General features: G+C 59.6%; 14 protein-coding genes. 7 read left to right on the top strand and 7 right to left on the bottom strand.

The genetic code is table 11. The annotated features are described in order from the left end of the window. The first annotated feature begins 228 nt into the window (after positions 1 to 228). Both VFQ24_10240 and VFQ24_10245 read left to right on the top strand, forming a co-directional pair. Positions 229 to 2,886 (top strand): alpha-amylase family protein, encoded by a 2,658-nt coding sequence (locus VFQ24_10240; protein HET9178721.1) that lies wholly within the window; start codon positions 229 to 231, stop codon positions 2,884 to 2,886. A gap of 34 nt (positions 2,887 to 2,920) precedes the next feature. Then, positions 2,921 to 4,879, top strand: a complete 1,959-nt coding sequence (locus VFQ24_10245) for a mechanosensitive ion channel domain-containing protein (GenBank protein ID HET9178722.1) — start codon at positions 2,921 to 2,923, stop codon at positions 4,877 to 4,879. Positions 4,880 to 5,059: 180 nt separating this feature from the next. Here the strand turns inward: VFQ24_10245 and VFQ24_10250 are convergent, their stop codons facing one another. Beyond that, complete coding sequence (locus VFQ24_10250) at positions 5,060 to 5,563, bottom strand: hypothetical protein (protein ID HET9178723.1); 504 nt, start codon at positions 5,561 to 5,563, stop codon at positions 5,060 to 5,062. 241 nt (positions 5,564 to 5,804) lie between these two features. On the opposite strand from VFQ24_10250, the gene VFQ24_10255 reads away from it, so the two are divergent. Further along, on the top strand, positions 5,805 to 6,392 hold the full coding sequence (locus tag VFQ24_10255) for a sigma-70 family RNA polymerase sigma factor (protein HET9178724.1): 588 nt from the start codon (positions 5,805 to 5,807) through the stop codon (positions 6,390 to 6,392). Next, entirely contained in the window at positions 6,385 to 9,369 is a 2,985-nt protein-coding gene (locus tag VFQ24_10260; GenBank protein HET9178725.1) for a protein kinase, read from the top strand. Before VFQ24_10255 ends, VFQ24_10260 begins: the two co-directional genes overlap by 8 nt. Before the next feature lie 352 nt (positions 9,370 to 9,721). On the opposite strand, the gene VFQ24_10265 is transcribed toward VFQ24_10260, so the two are convergent. Both VFQ24_10265 and VFQ24_10270 read right to left on the bottom strand, forming a co-directional pair. After that, positions 9,722 to 10,828 (bottom strand): D-glycerate dehydrogenase, encoded by a 1,107-nt coding sequence (locus tag VFQ24_10265; GenBank protein ID HET9178726.1) that lies wholly within the window; start codon positions 10,826 to 10,828, stop codon positions 9,722 to 9,724. A 7-nt stretch (positions 10,829 to 10,835) separates the two neighbouring features. Further along, the gene (locus VFQ24_10270) at positions 10,836 to 12,023 is read right to left on the bottom strand and encodes a pyridoxal phosphate-dependent aminotransferase (GenBank protein ID HET9178727.1); all 1,188 of its coding nucleotides are present in this window, start codon (positions 12,021 to 12,023) and stop codon (positions 10,836 to 10,838) included. 225 nt (positions 12,024 to 12,248) lie between these two features. Here VFQ24_10270 and VFQ24_10275 point away from each other — a divergent pair, with 225 nt between their 5' ends. From VFQ24_10275 to VFQ24_10285, 3 genes are all read left to right on the top strand, one after another. Beyond that, positions 12,249 to 13,391 (top strand): site-2 protease family protein, encoded by a 1,143-nt coding sequence (locus tag VFQ24_10275; protein ID HET9178728.1) that lies wholly within the window; start codon positions 12,249 to 12,251, stop codon positions 13,389 to 13,391. Positions 13,392 to 13,393: 2 nt separating this feature from the next. After that, on the top strand, positions 13,394 to 14,869 hold the full coding sequence (locus VFQ24_10280) for an NADH:flavin oxidoreductase (protein ID HET9178729.1): 1,476 nt from the start codon (positions 13,394 to 13,396) through the stop codon (positions 14,867 to 14,869). Between the two features lie 170 nt (positions 14,870 to 15,039). Continuing rightward, positions 15,040 to 15,699: a hypothetical protein gene (locus tag VFQ24_10285; GenBank protein HET9178730.1), complete on the top strand. Its 660-nt coding sequence runs from the start codon at positions 15,040 to 15,042 to the stop codon at positions 15,697 to 15,699. 65 nt (positions 15,700 to 15,764) lie between these two features. On the opposite strand, the gene VFQ24_10290 is transcribed toward VFQ24_10285, so the two are convergent. The 4 genes from VFQ24_10290 to VFQ24_10305 form a co-directional block, all read right to left on the bottom strand. Next, a complete protein-coding gene (locus VFQ24_10290) occupies positions 15,765 to 16,652 on the bottom strand; it encodes an HAD family hydrolase (GenBank protein ID HET9178731.1) in 888 nt (295 codons plus the stop codon). A 240-nt stretch (positions 16,653 to 16,892) separates the two neighbouring features. After that, the gene (locus VFQ24_10295; GenBank protein HET9178732.1) at positions 16,893 to 18,842 is read right to left on the bottom strand and encodes an FAD/NAD(P)-binding protein; all 1,950 of its coding nucleotides are present in this window, start codon (positions 18,840 to 18,842) and stop codon (positions 16,893 to 16,895) included. A 337-nt stretch (positions 18,843 to 19,179) separates the two neighbouring features. Then, on the bottom strand, positions 19,180 to 20,256 hold the full coding sequence (locus VFQ24_10300; protein HET9178733.1) for a prenyltransferase/squalene oxidase repeat-containing protein: 1,077 nt from the start codon (positions 20,254 to 20,256) through the stop codon (positions 19,180 to 19,182). Between the two features lie 275 nt (positions 20,257 to 20,531). Then, positions 20,532 to 21,281 carry a carbonic anhydrase gene (locus VFQ24_10305; GenBank protein HET9178734.1) on the bottom strand — a complete coding sequence of 250 codons (750 nt, stop codon included), beginning with the start codon at positions 21,279 to 21,281 and terminating at the stop codon, positions 20,532 to 20,534. Positions 21,282 to 21,635 lie beyond the last annotated feature (354 nt).

The following is a 21,635-nucleotide window of genomic DNA, read 5'->3' on the forward strand; positions in this document are numbered from 1 at the left end:
AGGCACTCATGCTGTCAAGCGCTTTTCATCCATCGTCTCACCGCCTTCTGCCTGCTGACTCCCGACCTCTGGCTCCTGCCTTATGTCGGGGATTTACATATGGCGGCAAGTCGGTCAAAATCATCGTCGGCTTAGCCGGCTGTGCGGGGGGCTGGAGATTCGCAAGCTCCAGAGGACCGGGAGAGATTAGTCCACGGTTCGAACAAGACAACTAACCTGGGGAGATCTGTGAAAAAAGTAATCGTCTGCATGGCAATGGCAGGATTGGCTCTTGCCCTGTTGTCGGTCAAAGCAGCCCGCGGGGCTGATCACACCGGCAGCCTGCTGCTACCCTCTACGACCCTCAGCCGCACTGGCCAGGTCGCGGTCGTCTATCCCATGGACCGCGGCTTCACGGGCCAGGCGACGCTCCACATCGTCTGGACGGACAGCCTCGGTCGCACCGTCGAGGATCGGAGCGAAACAAAGGACCTGATCGACGAGACCTCGATCACCTTTTACATTGATATGTCGCGCGCGATTGCGATGGAGAACCACTTGCAGGCCGACGTGACGCTCGATGGCAAAGGCATTAATGGAGAGCCAGTCCAGAAGACGGAGACAGCCTCCGCCGACTTCATCGCCCAGCCTCCCTCCGGATGGAACGATTACGTCATCATGATGTGGCAGCAATATCCGGCCAACCTGCTTCCGGCCCTGCAAAAGCTTGGCATCAACGGCGCGCAGTTCTCTTCTCTCAGCAAGACGCCGCCCGAAGCTTTCATTGATAACAACATGCGGTGGTATGCGGAGAGCCTTGCCACGGATTACTATTCCGCCTATCACCTCTGGCGACCGGACCGCCGCAAGGACTTTGCTTTTACTCAGGCGAAGAAGCTCTATGAAGAGCATCCGGACAGCCTCGAAGCCTTCAAGCGGCATCCCAGCTTCTGGGACCCTTACTGGCGCAGGATGGTGCACGACCGCGGCGTCGCATCCGGAAAGCTCTACGCGCCGTACCGCCCGTTCTTCTACAGCCTGGGCGATGAAGAGGGTCTCGCTGAGCTGGCAACGCAGTGGGATTTCGATTTTTCCGATCAGTCAATCGTGCCGATGCGGCGCTGGCTCCAGAAGGAATATGGCTCGCTCGGCGCTCTCAATAAAGAATGGGGCACGGATTTCACAAGCTGGAATCTCGTGATGCCGCAGACCACAAATCAGGCTATGAAGAACACGGACGGCAATTTCTCATCCTGGGCGGACTTCAAGACCTGGATGGACATCTCTTACGCCGAGGCGCTCCAGATGGGCGCGGACGCAATTCGGGAAGGCGACCCAAGCGCTTACGTAGGCATCGGCGGCGGCCAGATGCCGGGCTGGGGCGGCTATGATTACACTCGGATTGTGAAGGCGATCACCGCCATCGAGCCTTACGACATCGGCCACAGCGTCGATCTGGTCCATTCCCTCGACCCTTCGATGGCGATTGTCACCACGCGCTTCCGTTCCGGACCCTGGGAGAGGCACCGGGTCTGGTGGGAACTATTGCATGGCAATCGCGGGCTGATTCTCTGGGACCAGGGATTTGATGACGAGCGGAATCCTCAGACAGCCACGCCTCAGCGCCGCGATAGTCAGCCGGAGCCTTACGTCTTTCCGAACGGCCAGCCGAGCGACGCCGGCAAAGAAGCTGCGAAGTACTATCAGGAAATCCGCGACGGCGAGGGCGCGCTCATCATCAACAGCCATCTCGTGAATGATCGCATCGCCATCGAATACTCCCAGCCAAGCTGGCGCACCCAGTGGATGCTGAATCATATCCCGGAAGGTGACGCGTGGGTGCGCCATCCGCCCGGCTATCTTGCGAAGCACAGCAAATTCACCCAGCGGCGCGTTTCCTGGTGCGAGCTGATCGAAGATGAAGGGCTTCAATATCGGTTCGTCGGTTACAACCAGATTCCGAACGGAATCCTGCTGAGGGATGGCTATCGCGTGCTGGTCCTTCCGGGCTCCAGCTCGCTCTCGCAGGCGGAGGCGGATGCCATCCGCCAATTCGTCTCTCAGGGTGGCGTGGTCATTGCGGATATGATGCCCGGCGCCTATGACGAGCACAGCAAGAAGCTCCCGAAGTCCTCGCTTGCCGATCTCTTCCCTGGACCCAATTCGGAGGAGATCAACGTCCACAATTTCGGACAAGGCAAGGCGGTCCTGGTGAATGCCGATATTCTCGATTATGTGGCCAGGCGCAACAATCGGCAGGAGGGCCCAATGCACCTGATGATGCAGAAGCTCTTCCAGTCGATTGGCGTCAATCCTGCTTACCCGGTGACGGATTCTTCGGGCAACAGCGTTGTCGGAATCGACACGCACGTCTTTGCGAACGGCGGCGTCCGCGTCGTCACCTTGCAGAACAATCCCCCGATCGGCGCTGACCGCCTCGGACCGCCGGATTTCGACTACACCGCGCGTTTCGACAAGCCGGCCACCGTTCAGTTGCGTCTGCCGGGCGAGATGTATATTTATGACACGCGGACCGGCAAACCTCTCGGCCGTCATGACCAGCTCACTCTGACGGTTGACACGTATGGTCCCACGATTCTGACTACAAGTGACGCGCCGCTTCCGGCGATGCAGGTCTCGATGCCGGAACAAGCCGGGCGCGGATCGCAGGTCAGCGTCTCGGTCCACGCGCCCCGGAGCCCGGCGGCCGTCAGCATCTTCCACGTGGATGTTCGCGATCCGCAGGGCAATCGCAAAATCTTCTATTCGGGAAACATCATTGCCACGAACGGCGGAGGCGTCCGGCTGCTTCCGCTCGCCGCCAACGATCCAGCCGGCAACTGGACCATCACCATCCGCGATATCATGAGTGGTCAGACCGTTACCCGCACCCTGCAGGTGGATTGATGGGTGGCGCACCAGGGCGACACCGTTGGGAAGCATGAAGATTGCTCAAAGATTGACGGAGGTGGCGCTGCTGGTGCTTCTGGCGACGGCGTTGGCGGGACTATATCTCACCTCGGGTCCCACAAACCCGGCCCCTCCAGGCAAAGGGGCCTCTTCGTCGCCGGGTGAGACGCTGACCATCAACACGCGCTATCTGGACACGGCGCGGCGGCTGGCGCTGATGGCCGCTACGCCCCAGGAACAGCAGGCGGCCACCAGTGCCATGGATGCCGCCGACCGCGAGCTGGACCTGGAATACGCTTACGACCTGCAACTGGCGGCCAGCCAGCCTGTGGCTCAAACACCCGAGATCAAGGCGATTCAGGAGCGGATCGGGAGGATCAGCGCTGCCGTCAAAAAACGCCAGGCGGAAGCTGATGAGCTGAAGAGCGCCCTCAAGCGGGTGGGCGGAGCGCGGCACGCGGCCCTCGAACAGCAACTGGACGCGGCGGAAGCTGAGCTGAATCTTTCCAGAGAGGTGTTGGGCGACGCCAAAGATCAACTGGCGCGGGCCGGAGGCGACCCGAAGGGCCGCCTGGACAAGCTGAAGGCTGAGCATGAGTCGGCATCGAGAGAGCGCGACACTTTCAAGTTCGCTCCGCTCGAGCCGCCGGGCCCTTCAGGCAGCGTGCTGGCGAAATGGTCGCGCTGGAGGACCCTTCGCCGCAAGGGATTCCAAATTCTCCAGGCGCAGCAGGAGGCCGTTGACGCTGCTGCCAGCCTGACCCGGCAACACAAGCCGCTCGAAGACCGCATTTCAGCCGAAGAAGCGCAACAGAAAGCCCTGGCGGCACACGATCTGACGCCGGAGCAGATTGCGGCGCTGGCGGGTTCGCGCCGGGGCAGCCCGGCCGCGGCCGGCAAAGGCAAGGCGCCTGCCGGCGCAGCCAGCGCACAAGCGCCGCAGGAACCTGCGGCGCCGAATTCAGCCAATGCTTCGGTCGCGGTGATCCAGCATCTTTCGACCGACCGGACGTCGCTTCGGGTCCTCGAGCGGCGAATCGAGATGATGAATGATCTGGCCGCCGCCTACGGGAAGTGGGGCAGTCTGGTGGAAACGGCCAGGCGCTCCGCGTTGCACAGCCTGATTGCCGGGGGCCTGTGGATTGTCCTGATGATGGCCGTCGCGCTGTTCCTGAATCGCCTGATTGAGCACTTTTTCGCCGGGCTGTCACTGGAACGGAAGCAGAAGACGACCTTGCAGGCCGTGCTTCGCATCAGCGCAAGGCTGATCATTGTGGTTGTGATTCTGATGGTGATCTTTGGAAAGCCTGACAACTTATCCACGGTGGTGGGGCTCACGGGCGCCGGCCTGGCCGTGGCGCTGCAGGATTTCCTGCTCTCGTTCCTGGGCTGGTTCGTGCTGATGGGCCGGCACGGCATTCGGGTGGGCGACTGGGTGGAAATCAATCCGAACTCCTTCACCGGTGTGCGCGGCGAGGTAGTCGAGATCACACTGTTCCGCACGGTGCTGCTCGAAACGGGCAACTGGAATGAGCCTGGCCACCTCACCGGCCGCCAGGTCGCTTTTATGAATATGTACGCGGTGACCGGCTACTACTTCAATTTCAGCACCTCCGGCCAGTGGCTCTGGGACGAACTGCAAGTAGCCATTCCGCACAGCCAGAATCCTTATCCGCTGGTGGAAAAAATCCGCGCCATCGTGGCCCAGGCAACCGAGAGCAATACGCAACTGGCCGAGCGCGATTGGCAGCGAGTGTCAAGCCGCTACGGCACGCGTTCGTTCTCCGCCCAGCCCTCCGTTAACGTCAAACCCACCGATAACGGAGTGATTGCCATCGTCCGCTACATTACTCGAGCTGACGAGCGCACTGCCACGCGGTATGGCTTGAACCATCAGATCGTCAAGCTGTTCCACAGCACGGAAGAACTTGTGTCTTCCGGGGCCGAAGTTGTGCTTGACTCCGAAGCCTCGGCACCCGACAGCCATTGAATAGAATGCGGCGAGCTCGATTGCCGCAGTCCAGGCCTCAGGCAGCCAATGAACATCACACCGGCAGGCCCGCAGCAAACTGCTGACGTACTGGATTCATTTCGACTCTGGAATTTTCATGCAGGGATGCTGGAGCGGGCGTGAAACCCGCCCCAGCGGCGGGCAGGTCTGGCCACAAGTTTATTTTGCATTCACTGAGACCGGAATCCGCTGAATCAGCATGGGAGCTTCGGCAAGCTGAGTGTAGCCGTTGTGCTTTCCGTTGTGCGCTACGAGTTGCGCACCGCGCGGCATCGCAAAGCTTGCCGACTTGCCGATCCTGGCCATCTCAAGCGTACGGACGATGAGCGCGCCGCCTGCCCGGACACAAATCAGAGAGCTTTTAGAGGCAGAAGTTGTGTCGTTACCCAAGGGAGCAATCAGGCCATGTGGAGCTCCTTTCGCTTTCCCGACAACTTCCACCACGAAGGGCCCTTGGTCGTTCAGAGTTCCGTAGTACAGATTGTAGTCCCCTGCCGGCAGAGTCATCCTTCCCCACTGGGCATCCGCGGGCAGCGTCATGCTTCCGGCAAAGTTGGTTGTGGAAAGACTTGGTGCTGACTGCGCCCTGGTCCCAACCGCGCCCAAGGCAAACAGCACCAGAGAAAGTCCCGCCATGGTCATCAAGCTTCGAATCGATTTCATCACACACCTCCGAATTTTGATTTGCCGCAGGCGGCCTTGGGGCGCAGCACCCCCCCAGCTTCCTGTCCTGTTCCCCTGCGGCTTCGTTGATCTGCCGCCTTCAATAAGGAAAACGCAAAATGGCAGGCGGAACTGTCACGGTGGGTCCAAAAATTGTTTGGGGCATTGGGGCTGCTGGATTGCCACTAACCCGCGTGGTATTCTTGAGCCACTGGCATCGTCCTGCCGAGGGGTGTGAAACATGGGGCCGGCAGCCTCACGAAGCAGCGACGTCACGCTTTTGCTTCGGGCCTGGGGCGAAGGAAGCAAAGAAGCCCTTGACCGCCTGGCCCCCGTGGTCCACCGCGAGCTCCGCCGCATTGCCGGGCGCCTGATGGCAGGCCAGCGCCCAAACCACACCCTGCAAGCCACCGCACTCGTCAATGAGGCCTATCTGCGCCTCGTGGACACGCAGCAGGCCAACTGGAAAGACCGCGCACACTTCTTTGCACTCTGTGCCCGCGCCATGCGGCAGATTCTCGTGGACCATGCGCGCAGGCGGGACAGCGCGAAACGCGGCGGCGGCCAGGTCGCAATCGAGCTTGAAGAGGGTTTGGCGGCTGATTCGTCGCCCGAGGCAAACCTTTTGGAGCTTGACGATGCGCTCAACCGGTTGGCGGCGCTCGACTCGAGAAAGAGCCAGGTGATTGAACTGCGCTTTTTTGGGGGCCTGAGCGTCGAAGAAACCGCGGAAGCGCTGAAGATTTCACAGGAAACCGTGCAGCGTGACTGGAAGCTTGCCCGGGCGTGGCTTTATGGCGAGCTGAGCGGCAATAGACAAAATGGATGAACGCTGGCAGGAGATCGAACGGATTTATCACGCGGCCTGCGAGATCGACAAGAATGCGCGGGCCGAGTTTTTGACGAAAGCCTGCGCGGGAGACGAAAGCCTGCGCCGCGAAGTGGAATTCCTGCTGGCGCAGGACGAACAGGCTGGAGACTTCCTGGAGTCGCCTGCCATCGAGGTAGTGGCGGAGTCTTTGGCGAAGGACGAGCACTTGTCAGGTCCCGCAAAACCATCGGTTGAAATCGGCGCCATGATTGCCCACTATCGCCTGGCAGCAAAGATTGGCGAAGGCGGAATGGGAGAAGTCTATCGTGCGCGCGACACAAAGCTCCAGCGCGACGTGGCCATAAAGATTCTGCCGCACGCCATGGCCAGCGATGCCGACCGCATGGCGCGCTTCGAGCGTGAAGCTAAGGTGCTGGCGTCGCTCAATCATCCCAACATTGCAGCGATCTACGGTCTCGAAGAATCAAACGGCATCCGCGCGCTGGTGATGGAGCTGGTGGAAGGTGAGACCCTGGCGGAGAGAATCGTAGGGGAGGGCTCTGCCCTCCCGCGGGAGCCCAAAGGGCTCCCCTACACGGACGCCTTATCAATGGCCAAGCAGATTACCGAAGCGCTGGAATATGCCCACGAGCGCGGCGTGATCCATCGCGATCTGAAACCCGCCAACGTGAAGATCACGCCCGAAGGCGCCGTGAAGGTGCTGGACTTCGGCCTCGCCAAGGTTCTCGGTGGCACGAGCGCCTCGCCCGTGCATGGGCAGGATGCCCATGCCACGGATCAGAATTCGCCCACGCTGGCCACCCAGCCGGGCATGATTCTGGGCACGGCCGCCTACATGAGCCCGGAGCAGGCCAGGGGGCAACCGGTGGACCGGCGCTGCGACATCTGGGCGTTCGGTTGCGTGCTGTATGAAATGCTCTCCAGGCGGAAAGCATTTGACGGTGAAACGATTTCAGACGTGCTTGCGGCCGTGCTCACGAAAGAGCCGGACTTGGCCACGCTGCCGCCAACAACTCCCTCCGGGATTCAAAGACTCCTCCGCCGCTGCCTGGTGAAAGATGCGAAGCAGCGCCTGCGCGACATTGGGGAAGCCCGCATCGCGATTGAAGAAACCCTCGCAGGTGATGTAGGGGAGCGCTCCGCGCTCCCGCGGGAGGGCGAAGCCCTCCCCTACGTGCCACCACAGGTGTCACCCCTGCGCCGCGCCCTGCCGTGGCTGGCGACGACACTACGCAGGCCCGGCACGAACGGGTTCTTCGGGGGGCTGGCGGCGGGCATACTGATTGCTTTGATCGTGGCTTACTGGCAGATGCCAATTCTTCCGCCACCAAGGGTATCAGGCTACCTCCAGCTAACCCATAACGGTCTTCCCAAGGAATTAGTTGGTACTGACGGCTCAAGACTCTACCTGGTGGAGACTGCATCAGGAAGGCTTCGCAATATCGCCCAGGTTTCAGTCGCGGGGGGAGAGGTTGGCCTGATACGCGTTCCATCACCTGTTTTGCACGCGCTTAACGTCTCGCCGGACGGCTCAGACTTGTTGTTTGTAAATTCACCGAGCGACTCCACAGAGGGCGCTCTCTGGGCCGTGCCGATTTTGGGCGGATCACCCCGCCGGCTGACCGATGCCATTGGGTACGAGGGGGCATGGTCTGCCGACAAAAAAAGTCTCGTTTACTTCCGGAGCACTGATCTCTACGTGGCAAACGGCGATGGGACAAAGGCCAGAAAAATCGTCACACTACCGGGCGCCTTATCGGCGGATCCGCAGACGGGCACACGTTACGTGTCTGGCGCGTGGTCGCCCGACGGCCGTCAGATCCGCTTTACCATTATCGACGCCAAGACCCAGAGCGAATCAATCTGGCAGGTTTCGGCTGATGGCACAAACCTTCACCAGTTACTGCCCGGCTGGCACCCCAGCGCGGGCGAGTGTTGCGGCAAGTGGATGCCCGATGGGAAATATTTCGTTTTCCAATCTCAAGGCCAGCTTTGGGCCAGACGCGAGAGCGGCAGCTTTCTTCGCAAGACCGGCCATGAGCCCGTGCAGATAACTTCCGGAGCGGTGGAGTACTCCACTCCACTGCCAAGCAAGGATGGGAGGAGGCTGTTCGCCGTTGCGGGGTTCTCACGGGCGGAACTCGAGCGTTATGACACGAAATCTCAAAAATTCTTGCCGTTTCTTTCAGGCATTTCAGCCGGTGGCGTGAGTTTTTCCCGTGACCATCAGCGGGTTGCCTACGTGAGTTATCCAGAGGGCAATTTGTGGCTGAGCAAAGCGGACGGCAGGCAGCGGCTCCAGTTGACATTCCCGCCGATGAGCGTCGCGGCTCCCCGCTGGTCGCCGGATGGCAAGCAGATCGCTTTCGCGGGGGAACTCCCGAACACGCCAATGCAAATCTATGTCATGTCCGCCGATGGCGGCTCTCCCGGGCAAGTGACCGACGGCAGCCGCGACTATGTTGACCCGACTTGGTCACCCGATGGAGCTTCTCTGGTTCTGGGTATTGCGGTGTGGGCAATCGAATCGGGTGTTGGCGGGATTTATGAGCTGAACTTGAAGACCCGAAAAGAGACGAAGTTGCCCGGCTCCGACGGGCTTTGGTCTCCACGGCGGTCTCCCGACGGACGCTACGTGACAGCCCTCACCCTCGATGACAAGAAAATGCTGCTCTTCGATTACAAAACCCGGAATTGGACCGAGCTGTCGTCGCTGGCCCAACAGGGGTGGCAAGAATGGTCACATGATGGGCAGTACATATTCTTCTGGGGAACGAACGGGCAAAGTGAACCGGGAATATATCGCATGCGAGTCAGCGACCGCAAAATCGAAAAGGTGGTCAGCCTGAAGGATTTCCAAGAGGCTCCAGGGCTTCTTGGGGGATGGATAGGGCTCGCCCCCGACGGTTCTCCTCTACTGGTAAAGGATACAGGCACGCAGGACGTTGTCGCCATGGATTGGGTCGCACCATAGTTGCAGCGGGAGTCGAAGCCGGCCATGCCGTGGCTATACCGTAGCTGAGCGGGAATAGACAACATGGATGAACGCTGGCAGGATGTTGAACAGCTTTATCATGCGGCGCCGGAGCGGGAAAGGAGCGCAGCCGGCGCGTAGGTGGGCGTCTCTAGCTCATTTTATTAGCCTACATTCAGGGATAACCTCCAAAATGGGACGCTTGGGATTTTCCTTCTCCTTTTCATCGTCTTTTCTAAGTTATTGAAAATACAGCCATTGAATTTTGAAGAAGGCCCGCTTCGATTCGAGTTTTTCGATTGTTGTTCATTTCCCGAACAGTGAGTAAAATTTGCATCGTTGCTGCTCACGTTCAACGGAAGGCTTCCTTGTTGACCACGCACGCGACCTCCGCCAGGCTGCCGCTGGCTTCCAGCACATCGATGAGCGACTGGACGGTACGCCCGGCCATGCCGCGCTTGGGATCCGTCGAAAGTCGCGTGATGCGGCCCGCGCTGGCAAAGTGATGGAACAGCCGCACCCGGTCTTCGAGCTGCGGATCGCGCAACGGCGAGTCCGATGGCAGCGGCTCCTTCTCAAAGACATCGAGCGCCGCGCCCGCGATCACACGCTCCTTCAGCGCGCGTGCCAGAGCCGCTTCATCCACGACCGGCCCCCGCGACGTGTTCACCAGGTAAGCCGTGGGCTTCATCGTGCGCAAGGTCTTCTCGTTGATCAGGTGAAACGTCGGAGTTGCGCCCTCGCGCACCAGCGGCACATGGAGTGAGACGAAGTCGGCTCCCGACAGGACTTCTTCGAGCGCCACCACACGGACGGTCCGCCGCTCGTCCGAAAAGCCATTGCGGTGCCGCAGGTCCAGTTCTTCCTGAACACCCTTGAGGAAATCTGATGGCGTGAAGTTCGAGTCGTAGCAAAGGAAATTCACATCAAACCCAAGCGCCTTTTTGATGAAGGCCTGCCCGATGCGTCCCAGGCCGACTACCCCGATTGTCTTGCCCGTGACCTCGTCCCCGAGAAAAGGTAGATAAGGATGCCAGGCGCCCCAACGGTTTTCTCTCACCAGGCGTTCGCTGGGATACAGCTTGCGCGCCACCGCGCCCAGCATAAACAGCGCGAACTCCGCCGTTGCTTCCGTGAGCACCTCCGGCGTGTTGATAAAAGGAACCCTGTACTCATTGGCGTCCGCGCGGTTGATGTTGTCGAAACCAACCGCGTCCTGCGCCACCACTTTCAGAGTTCCCTTGCCCGCCTCAAAAATCTCGCGGTCGATAGGATCGCGCAAGGTGGTGATCAGCACGTCAATTCCGGATCGGACTCTCTCGATGATCAGGGTTTTTGGCGGCGCTTCGAGCTGGTCGTAAACTTCCACCTGATAGCCGCGCTCGCGCAGCCGGTCCAGCGCCTCCCGGCCGATGTCGCAGGTGGCAAAAACGCGGATACTGCGCTTCGTTTCGTTCATCAGGAGCTCACAGATTGTTTTTGGCCCAACCGTCGATGCGATCAAGAGCTATCCGGATATTCTCGACGGAGTTGGCGAACGAAAATCTCAAATAGCCTTCGCCCTGCCGGCCGAACGCCGTACCGGAAAGGCACGCCACGCCGGCTTCATTCAGCAGTGCATCGGCGAGTTCGCGTGAGCTTTTTCCGGTCCCTCTGATATTCGGGAACGCGTAAAAAGCTCCCCGGGGTTTCTGGCAACGAAATCCCCGAATGCGATTCAATCCGTCCACGATCACTTCACGCCGCTCGTGGAATCTTTCGAGCATCGCGGTCACTGAACTCTGGTCGCCGCGCAGCGCTTCCACGCCCGCCACCTGAGTGAAGCTCGCCGTGCAGGAATTCGAATTGATCAGCAGCAGCGCGATCTGCCGCGCCACATCCGCGCGCATCACGCCATAACCCAGCCGCCATCCCGTCATGGCATAGGTCTTTGAAAATCCGTCGAGAATGATGACGCGGTCACGCAATTCCGGAAACGCCGCCGGACTCACGTGCTCGCCGCCGTAGCTCAGCCGGCTGTAAATCTCGTCTGAAAGCACCATCACGTCGCGATCTTTCAACGCCTCAACGAGCGTTTCCATTTCCGGGCGGCTGATCATTCCGCCGGTGGGATTATTGGGAGAATTCAGAATCAGCAACCGCGTGCGCGGGCTGATCTTCCTCATGATCTCTTTGACATCAATGCCGAACCCACGCTCTTCGGGGGTCGAGTAGGAGACAGGCGTGGCGCCGACAAAGTTGATCATGGAGGAGTAAATAGGAAATCCCGGATCGGGATAGAGAACTTCGTCGCCGGGTCCAGCCAGCGCGAGGATCGTGTAAAACATGACGGGCTTTGCGCCAGGCGTGATCACCACCTCGGCAGGATCGACGGAGATTCGGCGCCGGAGGCTCACATCCTCCGCCACGGCCTGCCTCAGTTCGGGAAAACCAGCGGGAGGGCCGTAATGGGTCCAGCCCTGGTCGAGGGCGCGCTTCGCCGCATCAACAATGTTGGGCGCCGTCGGAAAGTCCGGCTCTCCAATTTCCAAATGGATCACTTTTTTGCCCTGCGCCTCAAGTTCGCGCGCGCGGACCAGCACATCAAAAGCGCCTTCGGTGCCCAGACGAGACATGCAATCAGCAAATCGCAGCTTTTGCGTTTCCGTAGACATTGAAATCCCCTGAACGGGCAAGTGTAAACCGTTTGCGACGTGAACGAAAGAACATCAACAAAATAGTTCAACACGACCGAGTTCGATGCCATTCTTGCCGGATCATCTCTGCCTATGCCTAACATCACAACCATCGCTTGCCGCGAGCCGCTCGGCAATGTTAACTTTAGGTAGGGACTTGGCGCCCCAGTTCCTGCCTGGTCCCTGCGGGCAAACATCGAAAATATGCGTTGGTCCTGGAAAATTGGCGAGGTCGCGGGAATCGGCCTCTACATTCACGCCACGTTCTGGCTCCTCATCGCCTTCGTTCTCTTCCTGAACTGGTCAGATGGGCACAGTCTTCTAACGGCTTTTTACGCTGCCGGTTTCATCCTTGTCATTTTTGGCTGCATTACGCTCCACGAACTCGGCCACGCCGCCGCCGCCCGCCACTTTGGAATTCGAACGCGTGACCTCACTCTGCTGCCCATCGGAGGATTGGCGCGGCTTGAGCGCATGCCGGATGATCCCATTCAGGAACTCTGGGTGGCGCTCGCCGGGCCAGCCGTGAACCTCGCCATTGCCGGATTGCTCTATGGCGCGATTGCGTCCTCCGGAGGCGGGGTCAGCCTCGATCAACTGATCGCCTTCGATGGAGATTTTCTGACCAGGCTGCTGATTGTGAACTTCTGGCTCGTCGCGTTCAACATGGTCCCGGCGTTTCCCATGGACGGAGGGCGCGTCCTGCGCGCGTTGCTTGCCACGCGGCTTGATTACCGCCGCGCCACTCGCATTGCTGCGCGCATCGGCCGTGGCATCGCATGCCTGTTCGCGCTGGCGGGGCTGTTCACCGATCCGTTTCTCATTTTTATCGGTCTGTTCGTCTGGACAGGCGCTGGCGAGGAGGATTCGTTTGCCAGAATGCACTCACCGGCCGGGGATATTGCCGTGCAGAACGTTATGCTGCATGACGTTCGCACGCTCCGGCCTGACGATACGCTGGGAGATGCGGTCAACCAGATTTTGTCGGGATGGCGGGAGGATTTCCCGGTGGTTTTCGGCGATCATGTTCTGGGTCTGCTGACGCGAGAGGGCATGACCCGCGGCATTGCACTGACCGGGCCCGAAACCCGGGTTCGCGACGCCATGCGACGCGACATCTCCGGCATCGATCTCCGCCTGAGGCTTGAGCAGGCGCTGGTGATGATTCGCGAATGCAATAGCCGGTCACTCCCGGTAGTCCACGAGGGACGGCTGGTGGGCCTGCTGACCCTGGATAATGTGGGCGAGTTTCTATCCATCCACTCTGCCTTGCTTCAGGCGGACCGCAAATCACGGGAGAAAAAGGAAGAAGACATCGGGCGCCGATCTCCTGACGCGATAAGCTAAAAATGCCCAAACAATACTTTCACTACAGGAGTCTCGCCGACCTTCGCGCCCACGCCGCAGAGCTGGGCGTTGACGTTCCATTGGTCGAGGACAAGGAGGAAATCCGCAGCCTTCTCGCGCGGCCCGTTAAAGTCCGAAGCCCCGGCGGCAAAACCTGGACAATTGGGAATTCCTTTGCCATCCATCCCATGGAAGGCTGCGACGGCAATCCCGACGGCAATCCCGGCGAACTAACTTTCCGGCGCTACCAACGTTTTGGCGGCGGAGGGGCCAAGCTGATCTGGTTTGAGGCCTGCGCGGTGGTTCCTGAAGGCCGGGCCAATCCCCGGCAGCTCTGGATCCATCCAGGCTCCGCAAAGCAATTGAAAGAGCTTCTGCAAACCTGCCGCGAAGCCCATCAAAAAGAGTTCGGCACCTGCCACGATTTCGTCGCGCTCCTGCAGCTCACGCACTCCGGCCGCTACTCTTTCGAGAAGCAGAAGGTCGCGTCGCGGCATCCCGTGCTGGATTTGTATCCGCTGGTCAACCGCGAGGGTCAGCCGCCGCGAGAAAATCTGCCCGAGCTTGCTTCGGATGATTATCTTGCGGCCCTTGAAGACCGGTATGTACAGGCCGCAACTTTGGCGCGTGAGCTTGGCTTCGACGGCGTCGATATCAAGATGACCCATGGTTATCTGCTGTCTGAACTGATCGGCGCGCGCACTCGCGCTGGGACTTACGGAGGCTCGCTCGAAAACCGGGCACGGTTTACTCTGAGTGTTGCCGGGAAAATTCGCCGCCGGGTGGGCGACGATTTCCTTCTCGCGGTGCGCCTGGGCGTCTACGATGGCATCCCATACGCCGTCGGCAGTAAGGATTCCGTGGGAGTGCCGCGCGACTATCCGACTCCTTACAACTATGGCTTCGGCACTGACCCAAAAGATCCGTATCGAATGGACCTCTCGGAGCCCATCAAGCTTGTCGGCTGGCTGCAGCAGGCTGGCGTTCGCCTGCTGAACGTTTCGCTCGGAATTCCGTATGCCAATCCGCATCTTGGACGTCCGTTTGACAAATCGAACGAAGGATATTATGAAACGCCTGAGCATCCGTTGCTGGGAGTCGCCCGCCATTTCTCCGCTACGGCGCAGATCCAGAACGCCTACCCCGACCTGGCCGTGGTTGGCACCGGCTATACGTGGCTGCGCCACTTTCTCATCCACGCGGCGGCGGCCAATGTGAAGCTGCATCGAACCACGCTCGCGGGCCTGGGCCGCGCGGCCCTCGCTTATCCTGATCTTCCACGGGTGACGTTCGAAAAGGCCGACCTCAATCCGCTCCGTACCTGCAAAACGCTCTCCTACTGCACCTATCTCATGCGCTCAAAGAAGAATGAACTTGGGCAATTCCCTGCCGGCTGCCCGCCCTTTGATAAAGAAAGTTACGGCGAAATCATGAAGCAGGCACGCGCCGCCAACCGGGCGGCCGCAAAAGGACAGTAGCGCGGGACTTGGTTTCAATGGTTCGCAGCAGTTGTCGGTTACTAACAGCCCCCCCTTAATAAAACCCGCAGACCAATCGACGCCGACCTGTACCGTGGGACCCATGGTACTTGCCGAAGGTTGTAAACTTGCTTGGATGAGGCTCAGTCATCCGGGCCCGGAGGTTTACTATGACTGAAAAGGAATTTGCACGGCGGCTGGAAATCCTCGAGCGCGACAACAGGCGGTTTAAGCGCCTTGCAGCCGCCGGTCTTGCTCTGGCTGCGGCCGTGGGTGTCGTTTATGCGGTGGCCTGCTCTTCGGACCGAAATTCACGTGTCGTCAAGCCAGGCGCGGAGAAGGTGGCGGCGCGCGAGTTCGACGTAGTGGACAGTGCCGGCAAACTGCGGATCCAGATGGCTGTGACGTGCCTTCCCGCGACCAATTGCTGGCCCTCCATCAAGATGTTTGACCAGGATGGGAAGGAGGTTACCTCCATGCGCGCCGGCGCAGTAACTGTTTCCAGTGAAGGGGAGGCGGCTTCGTTGTTGGGCGATCATCTGCAATTCAGTGTAGCCGTCAAAGGAAGCGCGCCCCGTGTCACAGCCGAAGTTGGAAGCGGAACCGGCGGCGGTGGATTGCTATCACTCGCGGGCAGAGACGGTGGCTACGTTCTCGCCAATGCAAACTCTCCGAGCGTTGAGCTTAAAGACGCCCAGGGCTATGTGATGGACCTGGGGACGGTTGACCTAACGACCGTGCTCTCAGGCCAGAGTTCTCAGACCACCGCCGACTCGATTGTGATGTTTGGGAACGACCAGAAGCACCATCTGATCTGGCGGGCTCCCTGACGGGCCACGGCGACGTGGCTGGCCGGCTCGCGGTGAGGCGCCAGCCCGTACTTTGAAGGTGATGGCTATTTCTTCCAGGGCGGCGTTTCCGGCAGGAGTTCCTGGAATTCCTCGATCAACCTGGTCTCGTAGTCGCCGGCGTATCTCTTGCTGAGGAACCGGTCGATGGCCTCATCGTGGAATCGCTGCCATGATCCTTCCTCGTGGCCGGGGTTGATGGGATAAAAGAGCGCGTTGTTGGCGCGAGCGGCAGCCAGGTCGCCGGGAGCATCTCCCACCATCAGGACGCAATCTTTCTCGTATTTTCCTCCCGTGGTCAGCTTCAGATGCTCCTTCTTGCTTCCCATTTCCTGCCCGGCAATCACCTCGGCGTACTTCGCGATGTCATGCTCGCGCCATTCGCGCTCCAGGGCTTCGCCGGGCGTGGCGGATACGCAGATGATGTCTGCTTTGCTTTGCAGCTTTTCCGCGCTCTCCCGGAAAAACGGAAAAGGTGGAACGCCTTCCACCATGTCGGCAATGCAACGGTTGACGGCCAGGCTCCACTCGAGCGTCTGCTGCAGCACCGGATCGTGCGCCCTGGCAATTTCGGCTTCGAGTGCGGGATTGCCCAGCGCTGCGCCGGAATCAATCCACGCCTGCAACGTGGGCACCTCCGGGATCCTCACGCCGCGCCGCATCGGTTCCGGCCACTCGCGCAGAAGCTGGAAAGTTCTGGTCAGCGCAGGGAAGCGATTGGTCCCCCGCCACTTCGAGTAGAGGTTCACAAACTCCGCCGCCTCGCGCGCGTACTTGGAGATGGCCTGGAGCTTCCAGTACTTGATGATGTTGGGAATAAAGCATTCCTTGTGTTTGATCTCCATCGAGTCAAACACACAGCCATCGGAATCGATGCCGACAAAGAATTTGTGCTGTGGCTTGAAGGCAAGAAGCTGGTCTTTGGGTGAGGTCATTGCGCCATCTTTCCAGTGTGGAATTTGCCGAATGGTGCATCTTAGCGCAATCGCGCTGGAGTGGGAAGGGTGAATAGGTCGCGGCATAGTTTGAAACGCATTGACTCCGAGTCCATCCGCATTATCCTCCGTAGCGGCGAGTTCATCTCGCCAGATGCCGGCATGAAGCCGCCGCTACATCAAAAAGGACTGCTACCGGCAAATCCCGATCATCGACTGTGCACGCGCAAGGACATTCGGCTAAGTCAGCACCCGGTTCAGGAGCTGATTGACGGCGCGGTCTGATTCCATAAAGGCGTTGCGGTGGTCCATGGCTCCGGCCAGGTCAGCATGCGAGAAAGCGATTCTGCCGAAGGGGCCATCGCGCAGCGCGTCGCGGGCGGCAGGGTTCCCTTGAAGCCCGAAGAAGAAGCCCGGCTGCGGATTGATGAAGGCGTGACCAAACCGGTTCAGGACGATCCCGGCAATGTCGTGTTTGGCATCGAAGCCGGAAGCGCCGAACATTTCCATCATCTGCTCGCGGATTTGCCGCTCATAGGTCGCGAACGGGGTGGACAGCAGTTCCGCCCGGCCCATCTGCCCCTGGGCAAGCGCCGGAAGCCCCGGCTTTGCGAAATCCACGAAGAAGGTCAGGACTGTCGGCAGGTCGGGACCGACTGTGGGCAGATCGACGCCAAACGTTGCGTCCTTGCGCACGTTAACGTAGCGGCCAAAACCCTCGAACCAAGACGCGCTTGAAATGCCCAGGTTGTACATGAAGCGCCAGTTGCGGACCGCCACGTTGGCCGTCATGTAGGGCGAGTACAGGAACTGGTCGTAACTCTTGCGCCGAGTTTCGTCCAGGTCACGCACCACGTGCTTGGTTATCCAGCCGCCTCCGGCCATCACGACGGTTCGGGCTTTAACGCGATACACCTTGCCATCCTTCAGATACATGACTGAAACAAACTCTGCTTTGTCCGGTTCCCCCATGTGCTCCACCCGGACTGCTGTGGATCCAAGCCGAATGCGCATCGGCTGGCCGGGCCGGTCGAGCGCCTGGAAGTTGACCGGATCATTGTGGGTGGCGGCCATGGTCCGCGGTCCATCAACCGAGTCGGGAATCAGTGTCTTGACGATCAGCCGGGTCATGCCGGAGTTGCCGCCGGGAAACATCTGGAGCCCGGTTGCCATGCTGTCATCAACCGTCGGAATCACCTTGGACCACATGTACTGAAGAAATGCGGAGAGGACGTCGGGGCCAAGTCCGAATCCTCCCGAGGTTTCCGGGGTAACCAGCAGGCGTATGGTTTCGCGGCTCACGCCGTAGCTGCGCACGTAATAATCCTCGATGGTCATGCCGTCGAGCTCGCGCGAAACGGCGTCGCCGGGATAATCGTAAACCAGCGGCGCCTTCACATAACGGTCGCCGTGGATGGCCAGCAGTTCTTTCCGGACCGAGTCAGAAAACGGACATCCCGCGAGGCCCTTACCCCAGGGATCCTTGATCCATATTCCAGGCTTCTTTCCAAACTTCGCGCCAAAAAAGAATCCCTCGGCCGGTTTGCCGTTGATGTGCCCGACGCCGTAAGGGCTGCGCGGCAAATCGATCTGCGGCGATGGGCCTTGCCACGTCTGGTAGGACTTGAAGGCGTCCCAATCCAGGCCCATGGCATCGTAGACGTGCTCCAGGAAACTATCTGGATACGGCGGCTGAAAATGAACGGACGCCTGGGGAGCGAACAGGCGATGGCCGTCAACGACAAACTCATTTCTCTTTGCGACGCCGCCAAATATGTTTGCGTTGTCCAGGATCAGGCAGGTGCGGTCCAGAGTCGTCCGCTGGTGGAAGAACAATCCAGCCGAGAGACCCGAGAACCCGCCTCCCACAACCACGCAGTCGTAGGTTTCGCCTGTGTCCGTGACGCCCGCGGGAGCTTTGTCGAATTCACCGTCGCGGACTTCGTGAGCGTCATGGATCACCTGCTCGGTGTTTCCGGCCGAACTTTTATAGTCGCCCTCACCCGTGTAGCCGGTCCATGCAGCCCAATCGGCCTGGTTGCTTCCCGCTGCCTGGGCGCCGAGCGGAAACGGGCACGCGGCGGCCAGCAGCATCCCTGTGGACGCAACCAGCGCTCCGTCCAGAAAATCACGGCGAGTGATTGGCTCGTTCATACCGAGGATTTTATCGAGGTGAGGACATTTGCTCATGCTGTTCGGTCCTTTCCACAGGCTTCCCAGGCTTCAGGAAAATGGTTCAGTCACTTTCACCGCAATGTAGCTATCGTGCTGCGGCTGTCCGCCACAGTCTACACCCCGCTGGTTGGATCGCAACCACGATTTTGTAATCGAGAACATGGCAGCTTAGAGGTTTGATTGACGTGCTCGCGGCCAGCCTGCACATGGGTGAGAGCTGGCGACTACTCATATCAGCCACTCACAAGTTCGCAACGGCGTGTGCAAACCGCGTTGCCGACAGAGCTGCTTCTTCCCGATACAGTGGGCAAGATTTACTGCCAGAGCGCTCAAATCTCAGCTATCGGATCTGCTAGCCAGCCGAATAGATTTTGCCGGGCTTCATGGCGTGGCCCCAGCCGAGCGTTTCGGCATCCGGCAGGTTGAAGTCAGCGCCGGGAATCCGGCCCGCCTGGATCAGCGTTCCCAACTGGAAATAGGCCGCGTCAACATCCGAGTGCTCGCCGGAATAGTGGCTGAATCCGCCATCCGCCGTGCGGCAGGTGAGCGCCCAGTCGGCTCCGCGGCTGATGGCTGCCCGGCACTGTGCCGTGTTGCCGCCCAGTTGCCGCAGAAGGAAAACCGCGTCAAAGCAGGCGTGGACGTCCCAGTCGGGAGGTTTCAGGTGCCATCCGCCGTTGAGGCGCTGATCCTTGAGCACGCGCGCAACAAGGGCCGAAGAGCGCGGCGCGGGCCGGCCAATCAATCGGAAGAAGTGTACCAGGTGGAAAGTGGACGCCACATGATCGCCCAGGTAGCCATCGGAAGCCTGATGGCTCTGCAGCCAGCTTTCGATCGCGTTGCGGTGATCGTCGGGGAAATGCGCTCCCAGTGCCGCGTAGAACAGCGGATAAAAACTCATGGTGTACAACGGCAGCTTGCGGAACCGTCCGTTCTCAAAAAAGCGGTCAAGCGCGTGGATGGGATTAATCCGGGGCTTTTCGCCTAGCGCCCGCAAGCCCACCGCTCCTTGCACGGTGTTGTAGAGAATGGCGAGGTCGGCTTTGGGGTCCAGGTTTCCTTCGCGGTTGGCAAAAACGCCGTCCGGCTGCTGATGGCTCTGGATGAATTCAACCGAGCGAGCACCCGCGGGCAGCTTGCGCTGGAAAGTTTTCGTCAGCACCGCGGCGTACGTTACGGCTGCCAGATCGCTTTCCGCCGTGTCAGAGCTGCCGTGATACCGAGGGTCAGGGGAAGGATTGTAACCGCCGTCTTTGCGGGCGCACTTTTGAAGGAAGGCAAAGGCTTCGTCCCGAATACGTGCGCCCTCGGCAGAAGTGAATGCCTGTTCCGGCGCGCGGGCTTTACCCCAGAGCGCCGCCGCGCCTAACGAGCCCGCGGCCAATAATGTTTTGGGGAGAGCTTTGCGTCGTGAGATGGGGAGGATCATGAGTTCTTTCCCCAGGTTACCACGGCAAACTTTTTTTGTGCCGCGGGTCTTGTGTTCTCTGTGGGTTAAAAGCTTTAACAGAGCACCCGGAGAGCTCTGTGTTGCATCTTTTCCTGACACGGAGACCACAGACAGCACAAGAATACCTGCCACGGCTGAAGCCGGACCATTGTTACGGTTCCTCGCACACATCGCAGACGGCACGATGTATGCGCCAGCCGCGAAGTGAGAGGCTCTGATTCAGAATGGTGTCGATGCGGGCATCGGTGCTTCGCTTACTGGATCACTACATCGACGAGATATGTTGCGAGACTATAGACGCCTCCCGCGATCAGCAGGGTACCGTTATCAACGCTTGGCTTGAAGTCCGGACTGTTTCGCAGACCCGTCACGACATTCAGGACATTTTGTCTGATAGCTTCCTGAACCACCTGCTGCTCAGGGAAGGGAGGCCCCACAATTTTTCTGGCCGCCTTGACGGCCGGGTAGATCAGTTTGACAAATTCAAGTTTGTGGCCGGTCGGGAAGGATTCTACCGCCGCTATGACCGCACCGCATTGTGAGTGGCCAAGCACAAAGATCAGGCCCGCGCAAAGATGGCTTGTCCCGTAATAGAGGGACTCGGCCAGCGTTGCTGTTGCGCCGTTGCCCGCCACACGCGCCACAAACAGATCGCCGATTCCCTGATCGAAGACCAGTTCGGGCGGGACACGCGAATCCGAGCAGGAGATAATCGCCGCGAAAGGCGATTGCCCATGGTTAAACACGCACTCGCGGCGGACTGCATCCTCGTGCGGATGCGACTGCGTAAACGCCGCCCACTCTTGGTTTCCCGTTACCAGCGCCTGGAGCGCGGCCGCGGGAGTGGCTGGCCGGGTTCCATAGCATGGGTCCGCCTCCGTACAATCGGCGGGCCGCGCCTGACCAGTCCGAAACGCGGGCCATAGAGCTGTTCCGAGCCCCGTGAATGCACCAATCCGTAACACGTTTCTTCTGCTTACCAGTGATTTCGTGGATGCTCCCATAGTGTCTCCTCCTTGACGAAGCGTCTCTCGAAGACCATTGTCCAGGAACCAGACCGGGATCTGTGATAGATGGGTTGAGCCACTACTATATACCTGGATCGCACCCGCCCTTGATTTTTATTTTTCACCCGAGCGGGCAGCATAGAGTCTCGTTTTCTGAGACTCTGCGAGTTTGCGGGCACGAGCTCTGGGTGGAAGACGCGGCGAAGATTCGCGCTTCGGAGACCCGCAAGCAGAAGTTTGGTACTGCAAAGTTGTCCCGCCTGCACCAGCCCTGGAGATGGCGTAAGCCATGGGAAAGCTGATAAATTCTGCTAAATTCCTCCTGGAACGAAACCCGCCGGTGGTGCTCCT

This window comes from Terriglobia bacterium, assembly GCA_035712365.1.
GTDB lineage: Bacteria > Acidobacteriota > Terriglobia > UBA7540 > UBA7540 > SCRD01.

What these genes read in the sequence shown, in the direction of transcription:
- VFQ24_10255 (HET9178724.1), top strand. Translation starts at nt 5,805, where the DNA reads ATGGGGCCGGCAGCCTCACGAAGCAGCGACGTCACGCTTTTGCTTCGG.
- VFQ24_10275 (HET9178728.1), top strand. Translation starts at nt 12,249, where the DNA reads ATGCGTTGGTCCTGGAAAATTGGCGAGGTCGCGGGAATCGGCCTCTAC.
- VFQ24_10285 (HET9178730.1), top strand. Translation starts at nt 15,040, where the DNA reads ATGACTGAAAAGGAATTTGCACGGCGGCTGGAAATCCTCGAGCGCGAC.
- VFQ24_10250 (HET9178723.1), bottom strand. Translation starts at nt 5,563, where the DNA reads ATGAAATCGATTCGAAGCTTGATGACCATGGCGGGACTTTCTCTGGTG.
- VFQ24_10270 (HET9178727.1), bottom strand. Translation starts at nt 12,023, where the DNA reads ATGTCTACGGAAACGCAAAAGCTGCGATTTGCTGATTGCATGTCTCGT.
- VFQ24_10295 (HET9178732.1), bottom strand. Translation starts at nt 18,842, where the DNA reads ATGAGCAAATGTCCTCACCTCGATAAAATCCTCGGTATGAACGAGCCA.
- VFQ24_10290 (HET9178731.1), bottom strand. Translation starts at nt 16,652, where the DNA reads ATGACCTCACCCAAAGACCAGCTTCTTGCCTTCAAGCCACAGCACAAA.
- VFQ24_10305 (HET9178734.1), bottom strand. Translation starts at nt 21,281, where the DNA reads ATGGGAGCATCCACGAAATCACTGGTAAGCAGAAGAAACGTGTTACGG.
- VFQ24_10245 (HET9178722.1), top strand. Translation starts at nt 2,921, where the DNA reads ATGAAGATTGCTCAAAGATTGACGGAGGTGGCGCTGCTGGTGCTTCTG.
- VFQ24_10265 (HET9178726.1), bottom strand. Translation starts at nt 10,828, where the DNA reads ATGAACGAAACGAAGCGCAGTATCCGCGTTTTTGCCACCTGCGACATC.
- VFQ24_10280 (HET9178729.1), top strand. Translation starts at nt 13,394, where the DNA reads ATGCCCAAACAATACTTTCACTACAGGAGTCTCGCCGACCTTCGCGCC.
- VFQ24_10260 (HET9178725.1), top strand. Translation starts at nt 6,385, where the DNA reads ATGGATGAACGCTGGCAGGAGATCGAACGGATTTATCACGCGGCCTGC.
- VFQ24_10300 (HET9178733.1), bottom strand. Translation starts at nt 20,256, where the DNA reads ATGATCCTCCCCATCTCACGACGCAAAGCTCTCCCCAAAACATTATTG.